23 protein-coding genes and 1 pseudogene are annotated in these 23,805 nt (G+C 30.5%); 11 read left to right on the forward strand and 13 right to left on the reverse strand.

Features of this window, described 5'->3' with window-relative positions:
* From L8X36_RS00005 to argS, 4 genes and pseudogenes are all read left to right on the forward strand, one after another.
* Positions 1-716, forward strand: a pseudogene (locus tag L8X36_RS00005) (hypothetical protein); the annotation flags it as partial.
* Positions 713-1,327, forward strand: coding sequence for a guanylate kinase (gene gmk, locus L8X36_RS00010; protein WP_263663070.1), 615 nt, complete (start codon positions 713-715; stop codon positions 1,325-1,327). The pseudogene L8X36_RS00005 and the gene gmk, both read left to right, overlap by 4 nt.
* A gap of 1 nt (position 1,328) precedes the next feature.
* Entirely contained in the window at positions 1,329-1,568 is a 240-nt protein-coding gene (locus L8X36_RS00015; RefSeq protein ID WP_039618758.1) for a twin-arginine translocase TatA/TatE family subunit, read from the forward strand.
* A gap of 9 nt (positions 1,569-1,577) precedes the next feature.
* A complete protein-coding gene (gene argS / locus L8X36_RS00020) occupies positions 1,578-3,173 on the forward strand; it encodes an arginine--tRNA ligase (RefSeq protein ID WP_263682061.1) in 1,596 nt (531 codons plus the stop codon).
* On the opposite strand, the gene L8X36_RS00025 is transcribed toward argS, so the two are convergent.
* From L8X36_RS00025 to L8X36_RS00050, 6 genes are all read right to left on the reverse strand, one after another.
* Positions 3,170-3,688, reverse strand: a complete 519-nt coding sequence (locus L8X36_RS00025; RefSeq protein WP_039618755.1) for a threonine/serine exporter family protein — start codon at positions 3,686-3,688, stop codon at positions 3,170-3,172. The genes argS and L8X36_RS00025 overlap by 4 nt on opposite strands.
* On the reverse strand, positions 3,685-4,461 hold the full coding sequence (locus tag L8X36_RS00030) for a threonine/serine exporter family protein (protein WP_263682062.1): 777 nt from the start codon (positions 4,459-4,461) through the stop codon (positions 3,685-3,687). Before L8X36_RS00030 ends, L8X36_RS00025 begins: the two co-directional genes overlap by 4 nt.
* A 150-nt stretch (positions 4,462-4,611) precedes the next feature.
* On the reverse strand, positions 4,612-5,217 hold the full coding sequence (locus L8X36_RS00035; RefSeq protein ID WP_263682063.1) for a DedA family protein: 606 nt from the start codon (positions 5,215-5,217) through the stop codon (positions 4,612-4,614).
* A 49-nt stretch (positions 5,218-5,266) separates the two neighbouring features.
* On the reverse strand, positions 5,267-5,716 hold the full coding sequence (locus tag L8X36_RS00040) for a trehalose-6-phosphate synthase (protein ID WP_263682064.1): 450 nt from the start codon (positions 5,714-5,716) through the stop codon (positions 5,267-5,269).
* A 25-nt stretch (positions 5,717-5,741) separates the two neighbouring features.
* Positions 5,742-6,224 (reverse strand): peptidylprolyl isomerase, encoded by a 483-nt coding sequence (locus tag L8X36_RS00045; RefSeq protein WP_263682065.1) that lies wholly within the window; start codon positions 6,222-6,224, stop codon positions 5,742-5,744.
* A 9-nt stretch (positions 6,225-6,233) separates the two neighbouring features.
* Complete coding sequence (locus L8X36_RS00050) at positions 6,234-6,941, reverse strand: YebC/PmpR family DNA-binding transcriptional regulator (protein WP_214098152.1); 708 nt, start codon at positions 6,939-6,941, stop codon at positions 6,234-6,236.
* Positions 6,942-7,021: 80 nt separating this feature from the next.
* Here L8X36_RS00050 and L8X36_RS00055 point away from each other — a divergent pair, with 80 nt between their 5' ends.
* The 4 genes from L8X36_RS00055 (at position 7,022) to L8X36_RS00070 (ending at position 10,460) form a co-directional block, all read left to right on the forward strand.
* Positions 7,022-7,567 (forward strand): GNAT family N-acetyltransferase, encoded by a 546-nt coding sequence (locus L8X36_RS00055; RefSeq protein ID WP_263682066.1) that lies wholly within the window; start codon positions 7,022-7,024, stop codon positions 7,565-7,567.
* Positions 7,568-7,759 carry a heavy-metal-associated domain-containing protein gene (locus tag L8X36_RS00060; RefSeq protein WP_263663078.1) on the forward strand — a complete coding sequence of 64 codons (192 nt, stop codon included), beginning with the start codon at positions 7,568-7,570 and terminating at the stop codon, positions 7,757-7,759. It abuts the gene before it with no gap.
* The gene (locus tag L8X36_RS00065) at positions 7,749-9,869 is read left to right on the forward strand and encodes a heavy metal translocating P-type ATPase (protein WP_263682067.1); all 2,121 of its coding nucleotides are present in this window, start codon (positions 7,749-7,751) and stop codon (positions 9,867-9,869) included. Before L8X36_RS00060 ends, L8X36_RS00065 begins: the two co-directional genes overlap by 11 nt.
* 66 nt (positions 9,870-9,935) lie before the next feature.
* Complete coding sequence (locus L8X36_RS00070) at positions 9,936-10,460, forward strand: DUF2165 family protein (RefSeq protein WP_263663080.1); 525 nt, start codon at positions 9,936-9,938, stop codon at positions 10,458-10,460.
* A gap of 30 nt (positions 10,461-10,490) precedes the next feature.
* Here L8X36_RS00070 and L8X36_RS00075 read toward each other — a convergent pair whose 3' ends face one another.
* The 6 genes from L8X36_RS00075 to alaS all read right to left on the reverse strand — a co-directional run bounded on the left by L8X36_RS00075 (position 10,491) and on the right by alaS (position 19,022).
* A complete protein-coding gene (locus L8X36_RS00075) occupies positions 10,491-12,386 on the reverse strand; it encodes an NAD(P)/FAD-dependent oxidoreductase (protein ID WP_263682068.1) in 1,896 nt (631 codons plus the stop codon).
* Between the two features lie 90 nt (positions 12,387-12,476).
* Entirely contained in the window at positions 12,477-13,037 is a 561-nt protein-coding gene (locus L8X36_RS00080; protein WP_263682069.1) for a sulfite oxidase heme-binding subunit YedZ, read from the reverse strand.
* Complete coding sequence (gene msrP / locus L8X36_RS00085; protein ID WP_257396805.1) at positions 13,037-13,930, reverse strand: protein-methionine-sulfoxide reductase catalytic subunit MsrP; 894 nt, start codon at positions 13,928-13,930, stop codon at positions 13,037-13,039. The genes L8X36_RS00080 and msrP overlap by 1 nt, the downstream gene beginning before the upstream one ends.
* An 81-nt stretch (positions 13,931-14,011) precedes the next feature.
* Positions 14,012-15,943, reverse strand: coding sequence for a PBP1A family penicillin-binding protein (locus L8X36_RS00090; protein WP_263682310.1), 1,932 nt, complete (start codon positions 15,941-15,943; stop codon positions 14,012-14,014).
* The gene (gene maf, locus L8X36_RS00095) at positions 15,943-16,485 is read right to left on the reverse strand and encodes a septum formation inhibitor Maf (RefSeq protein ID WP_263682070.1); all 543 of its coding nucleotides are present in this window, start codon (positions 16,483-16,485) and stop codon (positions 15,943-15,945) included. Before maf ends, L8X36_RS00090 begins: the two co-directional genes overlap by 1 nt.
* The gene (alaS, locus tag L8X36_RS00100) at positions 16,485-19,022 is read right to left on the reverse strand and encodes an alanine--tRNA ligase (RefSeq protein ID WP_263682071.1); all 2,538 of its coding nucleotides are present in this window, start codon (positions 19,020-19,022) and stop codon (positions 16,485-16,487) included. Before alaS ends, maf begins: the two co-directional genes overlap by 1 nt.
* A 108-nt stretch (positions 19,023-19,130) precedes the next feature.
* Here alaS and L8X36_RS00105 point away from each other — a divergent pair, with 108 nt between their 5' ends.
* Genes L8X36_RS00105 through hemH form a run of 3 tightly spaced genes read left to right on the forward strand, consistent with a single transcriptional unit; the run spans position 19,131 to position 21,966 of the window.
* Positions 19,131-20,207 carry a DegT/DnrJ/EryC1/StrS family aminotransferase gene (locus L8X36_RS00105; RefSeq protein WP_263682311.1) on the forward strand — a complete coding sequence of 359 codons (1,077 nt, stop codon included), beginning with the start codon at positions 19,131-19,133 and terminating at the stop codon, positions 20,205-20,207.
* On the forward strand, positions 20,204-21,061 hold the full coding sequence (locus tag L8X36_RS00110) for a Gfo/Idh/MocA family protein (protein WP_263682072.1): 858 nt from the start codon (positions 20,204-20,206) through the stop codon (positions 21,059-21,061). Before L8X36_RS00105 ends, L8X36_RS00110 begins: the two co-directional genes overlap by 4 nt.
* Positions 21,062-21,063: 2 nt before the next feature.
* Complete coding sequence (hemH, locus tag L8X36_RS00115; RefSeq protein WP_263682073.1) at positions 21,064-21,966, forward strand: ferrochelatase; 903 nt, start codon at positions 21,064-21,066, stop codon at positions 21,964-21,966.
* Between the two features lie 27 nt (positions 21,967-21,993).
* Here hemH and L8X36_RS00120 read toward each other — a convergent pair whose 3' ends face one another.
* Positions 21,994-23,805, reverse strand: coding sequence for a peptidoglycan D,D-transpeptidase FtsI family protein (locus L8X36_RS00120; RefSeq protein WP_263678801.1), 1,812 nt, complete (start codon positions 23,803-23,805; stop codon positions 21,994-21,996).

A 23,805-nucleotide genomic window follows, 5' to 3' on the forward strand; every position in this document is an offset into this window, starting at 1 on the left:
AAAATATAGAAGAAAATATAGAAGAAAATATAGAAGAAAACCCCGCCGAATTTGATTCTCTTGATGATTTACCTATGGTTGAAGAAATGAGCGAAAAAGAGATGAGTTTTGATGATTTACCTGAAGATGCTCAATTTATTGGTGAAGCAAAAGATGATGATAGTGTTACAGAAGAAAATGAACCTTTAGTAGAAGAGGTTTTTGAAGATGAAAGTATAGATGATTTTCAACCAGAAGAGGAGTTAAGCACTCAAGATAAAATAAAAGAAGAATTAGCTGCTATTGATGAATTAGATGAAGAATTTGGTGATATTGATGAGAATTTAATGAGTGATTTTGATATGCAGGATTTAAGTGAGGGTGAAGATTTACAAATGAAATCACAAGCCGATGTGAATGAGGAAAATATAGAGGAAAATATGAGTGAAGTTTTAGATGAAACGCAAGATGAATTTGCAAATTTAAACGAAAATGATATTATGTTAGCTTTAGGAGAAGAACTTGCTCCAGCTATTGTAGAAAAGAAAGAAGTAAGCAAGGTAAACACTGAAGAAAAAGCAGAGAATTTACAAGAAGATGAAATGGTAAATGAGCTTAGTAAAAGTATAGCTCAAACTATCACTTCGAGTATTACCGATGATACTTTAAAAGCAGCCTTAAAAGGCATGAAAATGAATATAAACATTAACATAAGCTTTGATGAGGATAAACATTGAGTGGTCAAATTTTAATCATCTCAGGACCAAGTGGAGCAGGTAAGAGTACCTTGCTTCAAAGGCTTTTTAAAGAAAAAGATAATATTTATTTTTCTATTTCAAGTACAACAAGAGCTCCTAGAGAAAATGAAAAAAATGGAGTAGATTATTTTTTTATTAGCGAAGAAGAATTTAAACAAGGTATAGAAAAAGGTGATTTTTTAGAATGGGCTTTGGTGCATAAAAACTATTATGGTACTTCGTTAATTCCTGTGAAAAAAGCATTACAAGAGGGTAAAAGTGTCATTTTTGATATCGATGTGCAAGGTTTTTGTATAGCTAAAGAAAAAATGCCTGAATATATTACTTCTGTTTTTATTACAACTAAAAATAAAAAAGAACTTGAAAAAAGATTGCTTAAGCGAAATACTGATAAAATAGAAGATATTAGCAAAAGATTGGAAAATGCTAGTGATGAAATGGCTTATTTGGATCGATATGATTTTTTAATCATAAATGATGATCTTGAAAAAAGCTATAGGGAGTTAGAAGCGGTTTTTGAAGCTTCAAAATTAAAAAGTACAAAACATGATTTAAAACAAATTCAAATTCAATGGAATAAAGGAGAATAAAATGCATATGCCAAGCGGAACTCAATGGTTGATTATATTACTTATAGTAGTGTTACTTTTTGGTGCAAAAAAAATTCCAGAGCTTGCTAAAGGCTTAGGAAAAGGTATTAAAACTTTTAAAGATGAAATGAATACAGAAGATGATAAAAAAATCGTTCAAGAAGATGCGCAAAAAATTGAAAAAATCAATGAAAAAGATGTTCTTGTAAAAGAAAATAACGAAGAAGTAAAAAAAGCTTAAGGCAATACATTGAAAACTTTAGTTTATAAAGAAATTAAAGAAAAATTAGGAAGAGATTTTATCTTAGAAAATCCCAAGAATAAAAATCTAGCTCATTTTGCCACGCCTTTGGCTTTTTCTTTGGCTAAAGAATTAAAGCAAAATCCTATGATAATTGCCAATGATATTGTTGCTAAGTTAAAAAATTGTGATTGTTTTGAAAGTGTAGAGGCTTTAAATGGTTATGTAAATTTTAAACTTTCAAAAGCTTTTTTAAATTCTTTGGCTACGCAAGCTTTGGGCGATAGTAAAAATTTTGCAAAAGATGATAAAAAAGAGCAGAGTTTTTTACTTGAATATGTGAGTGCAAATCCGACAGGACCTTTACACATAGGACATGCTAGAGGGGCTATTTTTGGCGATACTTTAACTAGGGTTGCTAGGCATTTAGGGTATAAATTTGATACAGAATATTATGTCAATGATGCGGGTAATCAAATTTATCTTTTAGGTCTTTCTATATTACTTGCAGTAAAAGAGCATTGTTTAAAAGAGCAAGTTCAATATCCTGATGAGTATTATAAAGGCGAATATATCGTAGATGTAGCAAAAGAAGCTTTTGTTGATTTTGAAAAAGATTTCTTTGTAGAAGAAAACATTCCGCAATTAGCACTTTGGGCTAAGGATAAAATGCTTAAAATTATCAAGCAAAATTTGGCCGATGCTAAGATATTTATTGATACTTATGTGAGCGAAACGAGTTATTATAATGAATTAGAAAATACCTTAAAAGCTTTAAAAGAGCATGGTGGTACTTATGAACAAGATGGTAAAATCTGGCTTGCATCAAGTGCTAAAGGCGATGAAAAAGATCGTGTGATTATTAAAGATGATGGAAAAGGAACTTATCTAGCTGCTGATATAGTTTATCATAAAGATAAAATGAGCCGCGGTTATGATAAGTGTATTAATATATGGGGAGCTGATCATCATGGCTATATAGCTAGAATGAAAGCTGCTATGGAATTTTTAGGTCATGATAGTCAAAATCTTGAAATTATCTTAGCGCAAATGGTTTCATTATTAAAAAATGGTGAGCCTTATAAAATGAGCAAAAGAGCAGGAAATTTCATCTTAATGGGTGATGTTTTAGAAGAGCTTGGCAGTGATGTGTTAAGATATATTTTTATTAGTAAAAAATGTGATACACATTTAGAGTTTGATGTAGATGAGTTTAAAAAAGAAGATAGCTCTAATCCTGTGTATTATATTAATTATGCTCATGCTAGAATTCATCAAGTATTTGCTAAGGCGGGTAAAAGTGTAGATGATGTTATGCATGCTAAATTTGAGAGTTTGAATGAAGATGGCATGAATCTTTTATTTGAAAGTTTAAATTTAAAAGCAGTGCTTAATGACGCATTTGAGTCAAGAGCCTTGCAAAAAATTCCTGATTATTTAAAAAATTTAGCTTCTTTATTTCATAAATTTTATAATGAAAATAAAGTAGTTGGCTCAGATAACGAAGATGAGCTTTTAAAACTTTTTGCCGTATGTGCTTTAAGTATTAAAACAGCTTTTGCACTTATGGGAATAGAGGCAAAAAATAAAATGAATCACGATTAATTTTGGTCGTGATTTTTACTTTTTTTAATACTTCTTGTCATCATAAAGCTTTGCTCAAAAAACAAAAGCAAAGTCACACTTACTCCTACTGCTAAGGCTAGTGTTACTGAAAGTGTTGTAAAAAAATGATCAAAAAATTGAATCAAGAAATTAGTCTTTTCGCTAATATCTTCTGAGCGTATAAAAGAAATCAAATACAATATGGCCTTATATGCATAAATTCCAGGTATCATAGGAATGAGAGCGGGAAAAGCTATGATTTCAGCAGGTGTTTTAAAAATCTTAGCTAAAAATAAACCAAGACAGCCTATACTAAAAGAAGCTATAAAGGTTGCAATAGCCAAGGTTTGAAAGCCAAAATATCCCATCAAGGTAAAGCGCATACCATGAGCTATAGCGGCTAATATGGCTGAGAGTATGAGTGTTTTAAAGGGTGGATTACACACATAAGCAAAACCAAAACCTGTTAAAGCTGCAAAAAACATATCCCAAAGTATAGAAGAATAATCAATCATCTTAAAATCCCAAAATCATTAATACCAAGAGTAGTGTAAATTCCAATGGCAATACAACATACTAATATCGCTACGCTTATAATACGACTAAGTCCCATAAGTATATGATCTTTTAAAATGTCTATAACGGAGTTTATAAAATAAACTCCAGGAATTAAATATAATATACTAGAACCCAAAGCAACATTAGCTTCTTGCACGAGTTTTAAATCCACTCCAAAAAATACAATAAAAGAGGATAAAAAAGAACAAATAATGTATTGAATTCTTAAATCAATTTTTATTCTAGTGAGTAAAACTCTTAAGCCAAAACCTACTAAAGTAGCTAAAAATACAAATAAACAGCCATAAAAATCTCCTCCAAATAGCTTGCAAAATGCTGAGTTTGCCACTGATACTAAAAATAAATTCGCTAAAAAAGGATTTCTTGTGCTTTGTTTGAGTTTTATAAGAGAAAATTTAGCTTCTTCTAGGTTGTATTTATGATCATGAATTTGCCAGCTTAATGCACTAAGTTCTAAAATAAGTTTAAAGTTAATGTGATTGTGCTTATTAGGTATGATATAGGTTCTTTGTATGGAATTATTATCTTTATCAAAAATATTTAGTGTGGTATGATGAAAGAAAAAATTCATGTTAATCTCATAACCATATGCATTAGCTATTCTTCCAACGCACTTTGCCACTCTTGCTGTGTAAGTTCCAGCACTTAGAAAAACACTAATGTATTCGATTAAAAAATCTGTTAAATTTTGAATAGATGGCTTTTGCATAACATTTTTCTTTGAAATAATTTTTATAAGATTTTATCAAAAATCAAATATAAAATCATATAAATTTAAATGTTTTTAGAAAATATATATTAAATTAAAGGAAATAATAAAATACCTAGCTAATGAAACTAGGTATTTAAAAATGAAATTTTAAGATATCTTTTTCCTTTTTTGGATATAGATATAAATAGCTACAATCATAGTAGCAAAAATAATACAAGCTACAATAACAAAATGCAAATATTCTTTGATTAAATCTTCATTTTTACCTAAAATATAACCTAATATAAGCAAAATCAAACACCAAATTCCAGTCCCTAAACTAGTATAAAATATAAACTTTTTCAAATTCATTCTTGCTAATCCTGCGGGTAAAGAAATATACTGACGCAAACCAGGGATTAATCTACCACTAAAGGTTGATATCTCACCATGTTTGTTAAAAAAGGCTTCAAATTGAGCAAATTTTGCTTCATTAACTCCAAAATATTTGCATATTTTTAAAAGAACTTCCCGTCCTAAAAAATAACATAAATAATAATTAAGCAAAGCTCCTAAAAGAGCTCCAAAAGTCCCACAAAGCAGACATAGCCAAAAGTTAAGTTCATTTTGATGGGCTAAATATCCAGCAGGTATCATCACTACTTCACTGGGAAAAGGAAAAAAAGAACTTTCTACAAACATAAGAAAAATAATCCCCCAATAACCCCAATCTTTTGCAAGAGTGAGTAAAAAATCTATAATATCACCAAGCATAAATAACCTTTATTTTTTAAGCTAATGATATAAGTTTAGTTTTAATGTTTTAAAAATACAACATCGCTTTTGCGCAAATGATTATTAAAATACATAAAACCAATGCAATCAAGTGAGATTTTAAAGGATCTTTTCTTTTTAAAACTTTTATAAAAAATAAAGAATAAAAAGTCAAAGCTAGCATTGTTATTAATAATAAAAGTTTGATAAATAAAAATATGCCAAAATTACTCGCAAAAAAATCCCAAAAAGAGTTAAATTCATAAAAGCTCAAAAGATAAAATCCACTTAGTAAAAGTAAGATAAAAATACCAGCAAAAATAAAAATACTTGATTTAGTATAAGCTTTTTTAATTTTATCACAATCTTCTTTGTTTGCGTGTTGATAAGCAAAGCGATAAACACATACATCAAAAAATACATAGGCTATAAAAATACAGCGCAAATAAGATGAATACAAATAAAAATAAAATGCATAATTAATCTCCTTAAAAATCATAGCACAATTTTAAGGAGATATAAAATTAAAGTTTTTCTAAAATTTGGATAGTTTTGATTTTATCTCCTGCTCTAATGCTATCTAGTACTTCCAAACTTTCTTTATCTTCAGGGTTAATTTGCCCAAAGATAGTATGCACTCCGTCTAAATGAGGCTGCGGGCTGTGACAAATGAAAAATTGCGATCCGCCTGTATCTCTGCCAGCGTGAGCCATAGATAAGCTACCTCTTAAGTGCTTGTGTTTTTGATTGTCACATTCACATTCTATCTCATAGCCAGGGCCACCTGAGCCTATACCATAAGGACAACCACCTTGTATCACAAAATTTGGAATCACGCGGTGAAAAACAAGCTCATCATAAAAACCATCATTGGCTAAGTTGGCAAAATTACACACAGTTTGTGGTGCTTCATCAGGAAATAATTCTAATTTCATATCACCTTTTTCGGTGCTAATGATAGCAAAATTGTATTTTTTTGCATTTTTTGTGTCGATTTTTTTAAGCATTTTTTGATCCTATTCTATATTAGTATAAACTGCTTGTACATCATCATCATCTTCTAATTTATCAAGCAATTTTTCAATATCAAGAAGTTGTTCTTCGCTAAAATTTACAGGATTGTTAGCAAGATATTCAAGTCCTGCTTTTTTAAGCACTAAACCTTTTTTTTCTATGGCATTGCTAAGCTCGCCAAAAGCAGTGTAATCACCTATAATTAGTAATTCCTCTTCATTTTGCTCAAGCTCTTCAAGTCCTGCATCAATGAGTTCAAGCTCAAGTTCTTCTAAATCTCCATCATATTTTTCAAGATGAAAAACAGCTTTATGTGAAAACATAAAAGTTAAAGAGCCATTTTGTAAAATTTCTCCACCATTTTTGCTAAAAATCGCTTTTACATTGGCCACTGTGCGTGTAGGATTATCACTCATACACTCAACAATGATTAAAGCTCCATGTGCTGCTTTTCCTTCATAGTGGATATTTTTAATATCAGCACTATCTTTTCCACTTGCTCTTTTAATAGCTGCATCGATATTGTCTTTTGGCATATTATTAGCTTTTGCAGTAGCTATGGCACTACGAAGCTTTGGATTCATATCAGGATCAGCTCCGCCTTCTTTTGCTGCTACTTGTATAGCCTTTGCAAGTTTTGGAAAAAGTTTGCTCATTTTATCCCATCTTGCTTCTTTAGAGGCTCTGCGATATTCAAACGCTCTTCCCATAAATTCTCTCTTTCTTATATTGTTTTAAAGTTAAAAGTATAAACTAAGAAGTCTAAATTTGATTTTAAAGGAGTAAAAGAGTGATCAGAAAAGCTAGAAAAGATGATGTTAAAAAATGCATGCAATTGCTTGCTTTAGCAATGGATCATTTTATATACAAACTTAGTGGTTATAATGATCATCAAAAAGCCATAGAGGTTTTAGAAAATTTCTTCACTCAAGAAAATAATCGTTTAAGCTATGAAAATATATATGTTTATGAAGAAGATAGGGAAATTTTAGGTGCGATTTGTTGTTATGATGGGGCTTTGGCGGATGAGCTAGATAAGCCTTTAAATGAGCATTTAGAATTTTTAGGAATCAAAGAAAAAGTTTTAAAAGAATGTGAAAATGAGTTTTATTTAGATAGTATTTGTGTGGATGAAAAAGCAAGAGGGAAAGGTATTGCTAAGAAATTGATTGAATGCGCTTTCAATGAAGCTTTGAAAAATGGTAAAAAGCTTTCATTAATCGTAGAAGATGAAAATATAAATGCAAAAATGCTTTATGAAAAAATGGGTTTTAAACTGATAAAAAATAAAATTTTTCACTCTCATAAATATGAATACAGAGAAAAAGGAGAATAAATGATTATAAAAACTAAAAATATTAATTGTCAAAGTTGTGTAAATTTAATCAAGGCTTCATTGGAAGATGAATTTGGTACTATGCAAATAAATGTTGAAACAAAAAGTATTGAGATTGATTTAAAAGCAGAGCAAGTTGAAGAGTTCAAAAAACAATTGCAAGATTTAGGTTTTGAGATAGATGAAGCATGAGTTAAAATTAAAAATAGGCAATATGACTTGTGTTAATTGCTCTAATGCTATAGAAAAAGTTTGTGCAAAAATTGATGGAGTCGAAGATGTAAGTGTTTCTTATGTCAATTCTAGCGGGGTGTTTTTGCTTAAAGATTTATCCTTGGAAGTAAAAATCAAAGAAAAAATCAAAGCTTTGGGTTTTGAGATATTACAAGAAGAGCAAAATTTATACGAGTTTAAACTCAAAGAGCTTAAAAATATGAAAACAAAGCTTATCATGAGTATAATTTTAAGCTCTATTGTGATGTATTTTGAAATGTTTGTTCAAGGAAATGTTTCTGCTTTAATTCAAATGTTTTTATCTATGATAGCGATTTTTTATTGTGGAAAAGGTTTTTTCATCCACGCTCTTAAAGGATTAAGACATAAAAATTTAGATATGAACACTTTGATATCCTTAGGTGCCTTTACTTCTTTTGTATATTCTTTTTTTGTGTATTTTGAGGTATTTGGCAAAGATGGTTATTTGTATTTTAGTGGTGGAGCGATGATTATAAGCTTTGTTTTATTGGGTAAATACTTAGAAGAAAAGGCTAAATTTAAATCCTTAGAATATCAAAATAAATTAAAAAACATAGATATTAAAAAAGCTAATATAATCTTAGAAGATGGAAGTATAAAAAGCATACCCAGTGCTTTTGTAAAAGAAAATGATGTGATTTTAGTAAAAGAGGGCGAAAGCGTTGTTGCTGATGGGATGATTATAGCAGGTGAAGCTGAGGTTGATGTGAGTTTTTTAACAGGAGAGTTTTTACCACTTTTTAAAAAGCAAGATGATGAGATTTTAGCAGGAACTGTGTTGATTAATGGAAGCTTAAAGATTAAAGCCAATAAAAAGGCGATTGAAAGTTCATTAGAACAAATCAAAGATCTTGTTTTTAAAGCAGGTAGTGTCAAAACACCTTTAGCAAATTTAGCTAATAAGATTTCAGCTTATTTTGTAGCTTGTATTATAATTTTAACACTTTTTGTGTTTGCTTTTTGGTATTTTAAAGAAGGAATTAATGCAGCGTTTTTACATGCTTGTGCTACGCTTTTAATCTCTTGTCCTTGCGCTTTGGGCTTAGCAACCCCTATAGCCATAGTTAGTGCTTTAGCAAATGGAGCAAGAAATTTTATCTTAGTGAAAAATCCAGCAGTGCTAGAGAATTTAGCTAGTATAAAACTTGCTATTTTTGATAAAACAGGTACTTTAAGTCAAGATGACTTAAGTGTTTATAAGCATGATCTAACTCAAGAAAATTTTCAAAAACTCACCCAAATTGAAAATTTAAGCTCACACCCAATCGCAAAGGCTTTTACTAAAGAATTGAATGTAAATTTAAATTTACAAGGAAAATTAAGTGTTTTAGTGGGTAGTGGTTTGCTTTATGAGGAAAATGAAGATAAATATTTAATAGGCAATGAAAAATTAATGTTTGAAAATGGCGTTGATATACAAAAAAGCAAACAATTTTTACAAGAATTTGAAGATCAAGCACCTATATGTTTGTATTTTGCAAAAAATAAAATTTGTCTTGGTGGGGTTTGCTTGAAAAATGAACTTAAAAACGAAGCTAAAGACTTGATAGCAAATTTAAAACAAAAAGGTGTAAAAAGTATTATTTTAAGCGGTGATAATAAAAAAAGTGTTGCCAAAATAGCAAATGAGCTTAATATTGATGAATATTATTCTGACTTAAAACCCGAGCAAAAGCTTGATTTTATAAAAGAAAAAATCAAAAAAGAAAAAGTGCTTTTTATAGGAGATGGTATCAATGATGCTCCTGCTTTAAATTTAGCTAGTGCAAGCATAAGTTTTTCCAAAGCAAGTGAGCTTGCTAAAAAAAGTGGAGATTTGATTTTGATAAAAGATGATTTATCTTTAATAGCTTATTGTTTTGAGCTTTCTCAAAAAACTAAAAATATCATCAAACTTAATCTTTTTTGGGCTTTTATTTACAATGCTTTGTGTATTCCTATTGCAGCAGGTTTTGTGCCATTTATAAGTCTTAGTCCGCATTTGGCAGCTTTAGCAATGTGTTTTAGTTCAGTAACAGTTGTACTAAATTCTTTAAGATTACGTTAGGTATTTAAGTTTATTTAATATTTTCTATAATATATTAATATAAATTTAACAAAAAGGAGTACTAGAATGAATTGCAATTGCGGTTTTTCTATGATGAATATAGTAAGATATTCTAAAATGATTATCTTGCTTACAGTTGCCTCTTTAGCGGCTATTGTTGTTTTTGGTAATGTAACTGATTACAATTCAAATTTTCAATTTGTAAAACATGTTATGAGCATGGATACCAAACCTGATTATTTAGGTAATGCTATTGTTTATAGAGCTATTACAAATTCTACTATCCATCATATTGCCTATATTTTTATTATTTGTTTTGAAGCTTTTATTATGTTAACTGCTTTAAAAGGCGCTTTGGATATGTTTAACGCAAGAAATTCAGATGCAAAAACTTTCCATGAAGCTAAAAAATTTGGAATCATTGCTTTAACTTGTTGTTGTTTACTTTGGTTTTTTGGCTTTCAAGTAGTGGCTGCAGAATGGTTTGGTATGTGGATGAGTAAAACTTGGAATGGCTTACCTGATGCTACCAGATTAGTAACTTATATGCTTTTAGCTTTAATTTATATTAGTATCAAAAACGATGATTGATTCATCAAACTCCTAAAAAGGAGTTTGATTTTATAGTTCATTAACAGCACGATATGCTTGGTCAATTGCTGCGTGCATATAAGCATCCCAATCAGCATCTGAATTTGCTATAACGATATTACCAAAAGGTTTTCTTGCAAGTTCTATAGTTTTTTGCGCTTCTTCACTATCATCAAAAAGACTGTTTTCTGTATATGAATAACAATGCCCCCAACGATTTACAACTATAGCCTTAATGTCTCTTTCATGGTCAAATCCAGCCGAGCCTAACATGCCTTGAAGTTGATCGCGAACGATTTTTTCATGTTCTTCAAAACTCATAGTGAATAATAAATTTCTACCCACTCTAGCTCTATCTCTTGCATCCATTCCTTCAAGGTCGATTCCTTGCATAGAAGCAAATACTAAAGGCGAGCATACCATATGAACACAAATAGGCTTTTTAGGATCTCTTGGGTGATGGTATCCTCCCATATCCACAGGATAATCAAGCTTGGTTCTAGCATAAGGCATTTTTGGTGAATAAATTTCATGTACTCCAAGTTTTATAAATGGTTCCCAGTTACTTATAATAACATTTGTGTGTAAAAGTGATGTTTTTACGTTTTTACTCAAAGCATCTTTTTGATCTTGTGGCATGCTTGGTACTATGTATGGAATCATACTATTATAATTTGCCATTACAACTTTTTTAGCTTTTACTCTGTAATTTTTGCCTTTATTAACGTAAGTTACTAAAGCTCCATCTTTTGTATTTTCTACATTTATAACAGTGCTGTTTAATCTTAAACGCACTTTGTTTTTAGCAAGATCAAGTTTAGAATAATCAAAATGAGCTAGAGTAACTTCATCCATATCTTTGCCTTTTTTAGACACATCAGGAATTAATCTTCTAACCATTAATCTAGCAACAGTAGCATTACCATCAGCACAGTGGTGGATATATGGCTCTTCCATTTCAGCTAATGCTTCTCCCTCGATTGGATCAAGTCCAAGTTTGTCAAAACCAGGTAAAAATGAAGCTCTAGCATCTTCACAAGAAACAGCATCAATACCCAAAGCCAAAAAGTCATCTGTCATACCTTCAAAGAATTTTACAGCTTGTGGTGAAAGCTTAACTTTTTCTTCTAAGAATTTTTTATAGCTTGTTTTAGCCACATACTCATCTCTTTGCTCTTTTGTCAAGCCTTTTAAATAGTCTTTTTCGCTTTTAAATAAAGCAATTAAATCTTTTTTATCTTTTTCATTAAGAGGAAAATCACCTATAAAAGCTTCAACACTTCTGCCATTATGTCTTCCCTCAGGAATATCATCGCAAATTACTTTTCTAGGGTTGCCACTTACGACCTTATCTACTCCAAATTCAGCCTTAGAAAAATACACACCCCTGCTAAGATTTAAATCAGGATAAAAATTTACATCAAAACGTTTAGCAAGCTCATCAATATCCACACCCAAAGATGATAATAAATCTACTACTTCTTTAGAATATAACGCCTTTGGTGATTGAAATGTTTCACTACCACCATAACTTAAAATAGTACCATCTTCTAAATCTATTTCATTTCTTCTAGCATGTCCACCAAAATCATCATGATTATCAAGGATAAGAATTTTTTTATCTTTTCCAAATTTGCTTTGATAAAAACAGGCAGCTGCTAAACCACTAATTCCAGCTCCAACTACAACCAAATCATATTCTTGTTTAGGTTTGATAGCGCTAAAGTCAAATTTTTCACCATCTCTTAGCATATGTGCAAATTCATAACTTGCATTATTGCTACCCCTTAGTCCAAGCCATTTTGGAGGATAGTATTCTTTGGTAAAATCTTCGATTTTGGCTTCTTTACCATATAATACTTGCAAAGGAGTCATTCCTGCAAGTATAGTTAAAGCCATTCCATTTAAAAAATCTCTTCTTTGCATGATTGTCCTTAAAATAAGATATATCAAGTCTTATTTTAAGAATATATTTATATATTTACTCTTAAAAGTGTTTCATTTGAATACAAATTTTTATAAAAAAGTTACTTTTTTTCTCTTTTTATAATTTTTATATAGTTTAATAAGTAGAAAAATCAAGGCTAGACTTAAAGCTAAAAAATGTGGAATTTGTGGTATTTTTGCAGATAAAAAATAATGCCAAGCTACTAGCAAAAAGCAAAAATATCCAAGTTTTCTTATTTTACTCATTTTTTTAAAAAGCTTAAATGAGCTTATAAACATAAATGTGAGTATAAAAAAGCTTACAAAACCACCAAATTCTAAATTTTTACTAAAAGTATCTTTGAAAAAAAGTATTAAATCTAAATTTTTTCCAAAAGCAAAATAATTAAAAAAGTGAATCAAAGCCCAAAAAAATGCATAAAAACCTAAAAATTTAGGATAATCTTTTGTGTGTTTATATTTTAAAAGTGAAAAAAACAGGCTCAATCCAAAAAAGATTAAGCCAAATATACCACTATAAAAATATATAGATTTTACAATATCAAATTCTTGCATGATTTGATAAATACTAAAAATAATACTTAAAGCAAAGGCTAAAAATCCACCGATATTATAAACTTTTTTGCTCATTAAAAATTAACCTTTAAATCCATGTCTTTATACAAATGTGCTACTTCTTTTTCATAGCCATTAAACATTTGTGTAGGCTTGGTGAAAAAATCTCCCAAAGGACGCTCATTTGCTTGAGACCATCTTGGATGAGAAACATTTGGATTAACATTGGCATAAAATCCATATTCTCTAGGGTTTGCTAGCTCCCATGTAGTTTTAGGTTGTTCTTTGGTAAATTCTATTTTTACAATAGATTTTATACTTTTAAAGCCATACTTCCATGGAACTACAAGACGAATCGGCGCTCCATTTTGTCCTAATAAAGGCTTTTTATACATACCCACAGCCATAAGCGTTAGTGGATGCATAGCCTCATCTAATCTTAAACCCTCTACATAAGGATAATCAAGAGTTGGGAAAAATGAAGCTTGATCGGCAAATTGATTTTTATCAAAAAGAGTGGTAAATTTTATAAATTTAGCCTCACTTTTGACTTTGCATTTTTCTATTAAAGCACGCAATTCAAAACCAACCCAAGGCACTACCATAGACCAAGTTTCAACACAACGAAATCTATAAATTCTCTCTTCTAAAGGAAAGGCTAATAAATCTTGCATGGTTAAAGTCAAAGGCTCTTCAACTTCTCCGCTAACTTCTATTTTCCAGCCATTTGTGTTAAAATTTTTCGCAAGCTCTACGGCTCTTTTTTTATCAGTAGAAAATTCATAAAAATTTACATAATTAGTCGCAATTTTTTCATCGCTAAGTTTTAATTTTTCATTATTAGGATCAGGAAAGAAATTTAATGCCATCAATTCAGATTGAACTAAGGCTGAACTAACTAAAGCTCCAGCGCCTAGTTTTAAAAAATGGCGTCTTTTTTTATATAATTGTTCGTTTGTGATATTCATAATTTTCCTTTATAAGTTTTGTGATATTAAAACATATAAAGGAAAATAAAAGGATAATTTTTATTATATAAAAAAATATTTTTAAAAAATTATCTCATTGTTTTCGGATAGAGCAGGGTTGTTTTTTGGAAATGGAGAGGTATTAGTGTAATACTCTCTTTGCTTTTCATAAATTCCTTGATAAACTCCTTTTGGAATGATAAATTTTCTAGCGCTATCAGGATAAAGTTCTAAGTATTTTGTTAAAAATTCTTTAAAAACCGGAGCAGCAGTTCTTGCGCCACCTTCGATTTGTTTCATAGGTTTATTATCATCATTACCATACCAAATGATAGCTTCTATTTCAGGAGTTAATCCGCAAAACCACGCATCTATGCTTTTGTTTGAAGTACCTGTTTTTCCAGCTATTTCAATCCCTTCTACTCTAGCATTACGCCCAGTGCCTTTTTTGACAACATTTTGCATCATATCATTAACTAAAAAGGCTTGCTCGGGTTCGCTAATTTTTCTTTCTCCAGAGTTAAACTCTACTACTATTTTGCCATTTTTATCGATTACTCTTTTAATGAGTATCAAATCTTTTTGCATACCATAGTTTCCAAATACTGTATAAAGTTTAGCATAGTCATAAATAGAAATTCCAAAGCTACCCAAAACTATAGATAAATCAACCGGTATATTCTCAAAGCCCATAAATTGAAGTTTATCATGGATCACATCAAGTCCTAGGGCAAGAGCTAAATTTATGGTAGCTAGGTTTCTTGATCCAGTTAATGCTTCTTTTAAGCTTATAAGCCCTAGAAATTTTCCACCGTAATTTTTAGGTTTCCAGTCTTTCTCATCTTCTTTGGTACTTTCAAAAATTCTTGAAATATCAGCAACCTTACTCATAGGAGAATAGCCCATATCAATGGCAATTTGGTATAAAAAAGGCTTAAAAGAACTTCCAGGCTGTCTTAAACTTTGAGTAGCGCGGTTGAAATTACTTTTTGTATAATTTACCCCACCTATTAAGGCTAATATATCTCCATTTTGGTGATTTGCTACTATCATAGCTCCATTAAGTGTGCTTAAATTTGCATCTTTGTCTCTTTTAACTATTTCATCATAGCCAAATTTTAAAGCTTCTCTTGCAATATTTTGCACATCAAGATCTATAGCAAGCTCTATTTTATAACCGCCACTTTTTAAGTCTTTAATTCCGCTTAGTTGTTTTAAAACTTCTTGAGTAACATAAGGAGCTGCATTTTGTGTTAAAGTATCATCATATACTTTTGGAATTTCTTTTAAGGCATTTTCATACTCTTCTTTAGAAATCCAACCAAGATTATACATTCTTTGTACTACGCTATTTGCTCTAGCTAAAGAAAGATCTAAATGTCTAGTAGGATCGTAAGTACTTGGAGCCTTTGGCATACCTACTAAAATGGCAATTTCTTTCAAACTAAGCTCATCTAAATTTTTTCTAAAATACCCAAGCGCAGCAGTTTTTACTCCATAATATCCATGCCCAAAGAATATGAAATTTAAATATCTTTCTAAAATTTGCTCTTTAGTTAAAGTACTTTCTATTTTATATGCAAGCAAGGCTTCTTTTAGCTTTCTACTCAAAGTGCGCTCAGGGGTTAATTCTGTGTTTTTTATGAATTGTTGCGTAAGAGTGGAAGCTCCTTCCATGGTTTTTCCACCACTTCTTATGATTTTAATAGCTGCTCTAAAAATCGCATCTATATTAACCCCACCATGTTCAAAAAAGCTAGTATCTTCAATGGCTACCAAAGCTTCTATAAGTCTTGGTGGAAGTTCTTCATAAGGAGCGTAAAAGCGGTGTTGCTCAAAAACATTTGCAACTAATTTTCCATTTTTATCAAAAATTTGTGTTGTAAGAGGCGGTTTGTAATCTTTAAAGGTGTATTGATTTAAATCAGAATCAGAAAACAAATAAGCAATAAATATAAAAATTCCAACCGCACACACTACACAAAAAGAAAGAAATATTTTTAAAATTTTTATCATAAAAATGCTTTCAAAAGTTCTATATTAAGCCCTAGTGCTGTACTTTGATGGCCTATGATTTTTTTAATGTATTTTTTATGAAATCCCTCGCACATCACAGCTCCGGCTTTGCCTTGATAAAGTTTTGACTCAACGTATTCTTGCATATCTTTTAAATCAAATTTATCCAAAATCAAATCACACTTGCTAAGATTAAAAATCTTTTTATCTTCTAAAACTAAAATCATCGCACTTAAAACGCTAATGCTTTTGCCACTTTGCAAATTGAGCATATTAAAAGCCTCATTATCGCTTTTAGCTTTAGTAAGAATGATATTTTGAGCACAAACTATACTATCAGCAAATAAAACATTTTTTAAATCAGGATATTTTGCAAAAAACTGCCTTTCTTTTTCTAAAACAATTTTTTGCACATAAGAGTTTGGATTATCTTTTTTTACCAAGCTCTCATCATAATCGATAATAATTTGTTCAAAAGCGATATTTGCTTCTTTTAATAAAGCAACGCGCGAAGGCGAACTTGAAGCTAGATAAAGCATTAAGCAAGACTTTCTTCTATGATTTTCTTAGCATGATCAAGCGCTTGTTCTATTTTACTTGTATCTTTACCGCCAGCTGTTGCAAAATCATCCCTACCGCCACCGTTTCCACCAAGCATTTGTGCAATTTCTTTTACCAAAGCACCGGCTTTTAGCGAAGCGTCTTTAACACCTGCTGCTATGATAATCTTACCTTCTTTTTCTTGTAAAAGTAAAATTACAGCTTTGTTAAATTTGTTTTTAAACTCATCTATCATGGTTTTTATATCGCCACTGTCTATTTTTTGCACACAATATTGAATGCCATTTAATTCTTTAGAGTTTAATTCTGCTTTGTTTGAATTTTTTAATTCATTTTTTAAACTAGCTATTTCATTTTTTAATTTTGCCACATAGCTTAAAATATCATGAGTTTTTAACTCTTCTTTGGCTTGGTTTAGTTCTTTTAAATTTTCATTAACATAATCAAGCGCAGCTTTGCTTACCACTGCTTCTATTCTTCTAACTCCAGCACTAACACCGCTTTCTTTGATGATGTAAAAACTTCCTATTTCAGAGCTATTTTTCACATGAGTGCCACCACAAAGCTCCTTGCTAGCTCCTAAGGTTAAAACTCTTACTTTTTCTTGATATTTTTCACTAAATAAAGCTATGGCACCACTTTTTTTAGCTTCATCTAAAGCTAAAATTTCAATTTTAGCTTCGTTTGCTTGCATGATGTAAGTATTTACCAAAGCTTCTATTTGCTTTAATTCTTCTTTGTTTAGGGCTTTTGGATGAGTAAAATCAAATCTTAATTTATTATGCTCTACCAAAGAACCTGCTTGACTAATGTGTGAGCCAAGAATTTCTCTTAAAGCATGGTGTAGTAAATGTGTCGCACTATGATGTCTTGCGATTTGTTCTCTTTTTTTAGTATCTATGCAAACTAACACTTCATCATTTGTTTTAAGATCTTGTTTTAATTTCACTTGACTAAGATTAATATCAAAGAATTTTTGTGTATCTAAAACCTCATTTTCATTGATAAAACCTATATCAGCGCTTTGCCCTCCACTTGTTGCGTAAAATGGAGTTTTTTCAAGCATTAACCATGCTATATCTCCTGCCTTAGCTTCGGTTATGATTTTAAAATTCTCATCCAAAATAGCCATGATTTTAGTTTTTTCTTCATAATTTTCATAGCCACTAAAAGTATTTTTGCCAAATTTTTCTAATAAAACTTTAAAGTCTCCGCTAATTGCTTTATCCCCACTTCCTTTCCAAGAAGCTTTGGCTCTGTCTTTTTGTTCTTGCATAAGCTCATTAAATTTAGCCTCATCTACACTAAGATTTTTCTCTCTTAACATATCTTGGGTTAAATCAAGTGGAAAACCATAAGTATCATAAAGTTTAAAAGCTACTTCACCACTAAAAATATCTTTAGTTTTTTTAAGTTCTTCGTTAAAAATTTCTATGCCATTTTCAATAGTGTTTAAAAATCTTTCTTCTTCTAGTTTGATTTGTTCTTTAATAAATTCTTTTTTTTCATTTAGGTAAGTATAATGTCCACCCATTAACTCGCACACTACATCTACAAGCTCATACATAAAAGCTCTTTTAAGACCTAATAAATATCCATGTCTTAAGGCACGGCGCATAATTCTTCTTAAAACATAACCTCTACCTTCTTTATCAAAGCCAACTCCTTGAGCAAGTAAAAATACACTTGATCTAATATGATCAGCGATTACTCTATAGCTAGCTCCATTTTCGTAAGTATAAGTTTTGCCACAAAGTTTTGCAATACTCTCAATAATAGGCATAAACAAAGAACTATCAAAATTGCTAAATTTTCCTTCTTTTATAGCGCTAACTCTTTCAAGTCCCATACCTGTGTCAATGCTTGGTTTTGGCAATGGAGTAAGTGTGCCATCAGCGCTTCTTTCATACTGCATGAAAACGAGGTTCCAAATTTCTAAGAACCTATCTCCATCACCACCCATATAATCTTCACTAGAATTAAAATGCTCAGCACCTTGATCATAAAAAATTTCACTACAAGGCCCGCATGGTCCAGTATCGCCCATTTGCCAAAAATTATCTTTATCGCCAAATTTATAAATTCTTTCTTTTTCTATATGTTTTTGCCAAAGCTCATATGCCTCATCATCGCTTTCATGTACAGTTACATATAATCTTTCTTTAGGTAGTTTTAAAACCTCAGTTACAAATTCCCAAGCATAAGCAATGGCTTGTTCTTTAAAATAATCTCCAAAACTAAAATTCCCAAGCATTTCAAAAAAAGTGTGATGTCTTGCTGTGTAGCCTACATTGTCTAAGTCATTATGTTTTCCACCGGCTCTTATACAAGTTTGACAGCTTGTTTTACGCGGAGGATTAGGGCGTGGTACTTCTCCAGTAAATATACTTTTAAAAGGCACCATACCTGCATTAGTAAAAAGTAAAGTCGCATCATCAGGAACTAAAGGGCTTGAAGGAGTGATTTCGTGTCCTTTTGACTTAAAAAATTCTAAATATTCTTTTCTTATATCCATAGATTTTCCTAGCTAGTTTTTTGCTTAAAATAATACCAAAAATACTTTAAATTAAGTAAAACTATCTTATAATCACGATTTTAAATTTACTAAGGTAATACAATGAAAATTCCTTTTATAGACTTAAATGCTCAATATAATGCTTATAAAAATGAAATCGATGAGGCTATTAGTGAAGTTTTACAAAGCACTTCTTTCATAGGTGGTGCAAAATTAGAAGAATTTGAAAGCAATTTAGCTAAATATGTAGGTATTAAACACGCAATAGGTTGTTCAAGTGGCACAAGTGCGTTATTTTTAGCCTTGATGGCTTTGGGTGTGGGTAGAGATGATGAGGTAATAGTGCCAAGTTTTACCTTTATAGCTACAGCTGAAATGGTTGCTCTAATCGGCGCTAAACCTGTTTTTGTAGATATTGATTTTAAAGATTATAATCTTAGTTTAGAAAAAGTTCAAAGTGCTATCACGCCTAAAACTAAAGCTGTAATTGCTGTGAGTATTTTTGGGCTTATGCCTGATATGTTTGCTCTAAAAGAGCTTTGTAAAAGTCAAAATATTGCTTTGATAGAAGATAGCGCGCAAAGTTTTGGAGCTAGTCAAAAGGGCATAAAATCATGTGCTATAGCTGATATATCTTGCACAAGCTTTTTCCCGTCTAAGCCTTTAGGTGCTTATGGAGATGGCGGGGCGATTTTTACCCAAGATGATGAATTAGCGCAAAAAATAAAAATTTATTTAAATCATGGACAAGTGCAAAGATATAAGCATAAATACATCGGTATTAATGGAAGGCTTGATACCATCCAAGCATCTATTTTAAATGTGAAATTAAAATACTTAGATGAAGAGATTAAAAAAAGAGAAGCAATAGCAAAAATTTATGATGAAAATTTAAAAAATTGTATTTTACCGCCAAGAAAAGATGATTTTGTGAGTGCCTGGGCTCAATATAGCGTGCGTGTGAAGAATAGAGAAAATTTCATGCAAAAATTACAAGAGCAAGGCATACCTACTGCGGTGCATTATCCTTTAGGGCTTCATTTACAAGAAGCTTTTGATTATCTTGCTTATAAAAAAGGCGATTTACCAAATACAGAACTTTTAAGTGATGAAATTTTATCCTTACCTATGAGTGCATTTTTAAAAGAAGAACACCAAGCTAGAGTGATAGAGGCTTTTAAATGAAAATAGGGCTTATAGGCCTTGGTAAAATGGGTAAAAACCATTTAAGAGAACTCGAGCGTAATTTAAAAGTAAAAGAAATTCATCTTTATGATCCTTTCTGTAAAGATAAATTTAAACACTTTTTTCATAAAAATTTTGATGATTTTTTAGCACAAAATCTTGATGGTGCTATCATTGCTACGCCTACCCATACGCATTTAGATATAGCTTTAAAAGTTTTTCCTAAAATAAAAAATGTTTTGATAGAAAAGCCTTTGGCATTAAATGTTGATGAAATTTTAATCTTAGAACAAAAAGCTAGAGAAAATAAAGTCAGGGTAGGGGTGGGCTTTTGCGAGAGATTTAACCCTGCTATTTTAACTTTAAAAGAAAAACTTTTAGAAGATGAGATTATAAGTATTAACATACAAAGAATTTCTCCTTATCCACAAAGAATAAACGATGTAGGTGTTTTAAGTGATCTTAGTGTGCATGATATTGACTTAGTTAGATTTTTAAGTCAAGAGCAAATTTTAAAAGCAAATATTTATAAAAGTTTCCATCATGATAAATTTGAAGATGAGGTAATGATAAGCTTAAAATTAGAAAATATCTTAGCAAGTATTCATGATAGCTGGAATGGACAATGCATTATAAGAAAAATCACACTTTTAGGTAAAAAACATACTTATGAGCTTGATCTTAAAAATTTTAAACTTTTTATCAATATGCAAAAAATTCCAAATTTATATGAAAATTCTCCTTTATATGCTGAGCATGAAGACTTTTTTGAGCTTTTGCAAAATGGGGTTTGTAAAAATTTAGCTAGCATTGAAGATGCTTTGAGAGTGCAAGAAATTTTAGAAGGTGTTTGATAGTGAAATATGTGTTTTTTTTAAATATGGGCGGGGTTAATAAACTTGAAGAATGTGAAGTTTTTTTAAAAAATATGTTTAATGATCCTTATATTTTAGGGATAAAAAATGTTTTTTTAAGAAAATTTGTAGCCTTTATGATAAGAAAATCAAGACTAAAAGCTATGAAGCAAAACTATGAAAAAATGGGTGGGAAGTCCCCGCTTACTCAAATCACACAAAGTTTATGTGATAAATTAAATTCCAAAACTAGAGAATATAGCTTTGATTTTATCAGTCTATATGTACCACCCTTTGCAAATGAGGTTTTTTCAAAATATGATTTTCAAAAAAATGATGAAATCATTTTATTTCCTTTATATCCTCATCATTCTAAAACCACTGTAACTAGTTCTTTAGAAGTGGTGCAAAATGAGCTAAGAAGTATCCAAAATCAAGCTAATGTAAAAATCATTGATGTTTTTTATAAAGATGAACTTTATAATGAAATGATTATAAAGCATATTTTAGAAAAAAAGAAAGAATGTGATTACAAAACTTTGATTTTTTCTGCGCATTCTTTACCGCTTTCAGTGATTAAAAAAGGCGATTTGTATGAAAAACATGTGCAAGAGCATGTGGGTATCTTAAAAGAAAAGCTTAAAAATGAATTTGAACAAATCATTTTATCATATCAATCAAAACTAGGTCCAGTAAAATGGCTTGAACCTAATACAAGTGATATTTTAGAAAATTTAGATCAAAAAGCTTTGATTTATCCTATATCTTTTTGTATAGATTGTTCTGAAACGATTTTTGAACTTGGAGTTGAGTATAGACACTTAGCAAAAAGTGATTATGAGCTTATTGCTTGCCCTAATGATAGTGATGAGTTTATAGAGTTTATTTTAAATTGTTTAGTTTAGAGTCAAATAAAACTCTAAATTTTAAAGTTAGTTTGGATTAGTTTTTATCGTTTTGTTCTCTATAGGCTTTAAATAACTTTCTTTTATCATAAGATTTACTGTATCTTTAAACATAGGTAAAGCACTTTGTGCAGCATAATAACTATAAGCCTTGGTAGGATTTCTCACCAAAACCCCTATGGTATAATTGTTTTTCTCATCATTTGCAAAGCCAAAAAATGAAGCATTGTAGCGATTTGAAGTATAGCCTTTTCTCTCAGCAATCCTAGCTGTACCTGTTTTACCACCTATGATAATGCCTTGAGTTTGTGCTTTTTTACCTGTTCCTTTTTCTATAACATTGATTAAAATTTGTTGCATTTCTTTGGCAGCTTTACTTGAGAGAATTTTTTCTTTTTTAACTTCATCATCAAGTTTTATTAAGCGTCCATCTTGATAAATTTTATTTGCAATTTGTGGTGTGATATAAATTCCATCATTATTAAATACATTATAAGCAGCTAGAAGTTGCATAAAAGTTGTTTTTAAACCATAACCATAGCTTAATACAGATTTTTCTACTTCTCTTAATCTTTTTGGATTTGGTATTTCTCCTTTTTGTTCATAAGGAAGATCAATACCACTTCTTTCTCCAAAACGAAAAATTCTAAGCCCTGAGATGATTTCAAGATTGCTTAATCTTTGGGCGATTTTAATCATACCGACGTTTGAAGAGTAGGTGATAACTTCTTCCATGCTCATTTTATCTTTTTTATGGTCATCGCGTATAGTAAAACGACCAAGCTTGTATTGACCACCTTGGGTGTTGATGATTTCATTGACTTTGATTTTATCAAGCATTAATGCGGTGGTAAATATAAAAGGCTTTATAACAGAACCTGCTTCATAGCCATATTCTATCGCACTTGCATTAAGCACAGATAGATCTTTTCCACGATTTTGCGGATCATATCTTCTTGAGCTAGCAAGGGCTAAAATTTTCCCACTTTTACTTTCCATAATTGCAACTATAATTTCATTAGCTTTTAGATCTTCATTTCTTTTATCAATAGCCTTTTCTAAGCCTTTTTGGAGTTTTAGTGAAATATTTAAGTATAAATTACATCCATCTATTTTACGCTTTTCATAAGAGTGTAAATTTAGGATAATATTGCCACCTATATCTCTTAAACCTTGGATTTTTGCATTTTGTAAAGGGCTTAAGCATTCATTGTAGTATTTTTCTAAACCTTTTATGCCGACATTTTTAAAAATTTCGCTTTTTTCATCCATATAAGTTCTTGTGTAGCCTATGATAGGAGTAAGTGAGTCTTTTGGCATATACACGCGATCTTCTTTGTGTTCTATGATATCAAGTCCTCTTGTTTCAACTCTGCCATTGTTATTTGTAAAAGACTTAAAAAAGCCTTGAGTATAAAGCTTTTTAGCTAATTCTTTTAAATAACTTGCATCTTTTGAATTAATATCTTGGAGTAAAATAAAATTATAACTTCTTCTTTTTTTTGCAAGCATTCTTTTTTTGATATCTTGCATTTGCTCATCGCTTGCACCACTATAAATTTGAAAAAGCGTTAAGAATAATTCTTTTTTATCAGGATTTAAACTTCTTAGATCAATCTCTGCTCTATAAATTTGCCTACTTGAAGTTACTGTAAAATTATCACTTGTGATGATATTACCTCTAAGAGCGGAAAAATATTGTTCTTTTTGGGTATTTGGTATATGGCGTTTTGAGGTTAGAAAAAAAGTAGAAAGTAAAAACAAGGCCATAAAAAACAGAGCCATACAAAAAGCAAAAGCTACCTTTGAAACTCTATTTCTAATGGTGTTTGAAAGCAT

It is taken from the genome of Campylobacter sp. CNRCH_2014_0184h (assembly GCF_025772985.1).
Classification (GTDB): domain Bacteria; phylum Campylobacterota; class Campylobacteria; order Campylobacterales; family Campylobacteraceae; genus Campylobacter_D.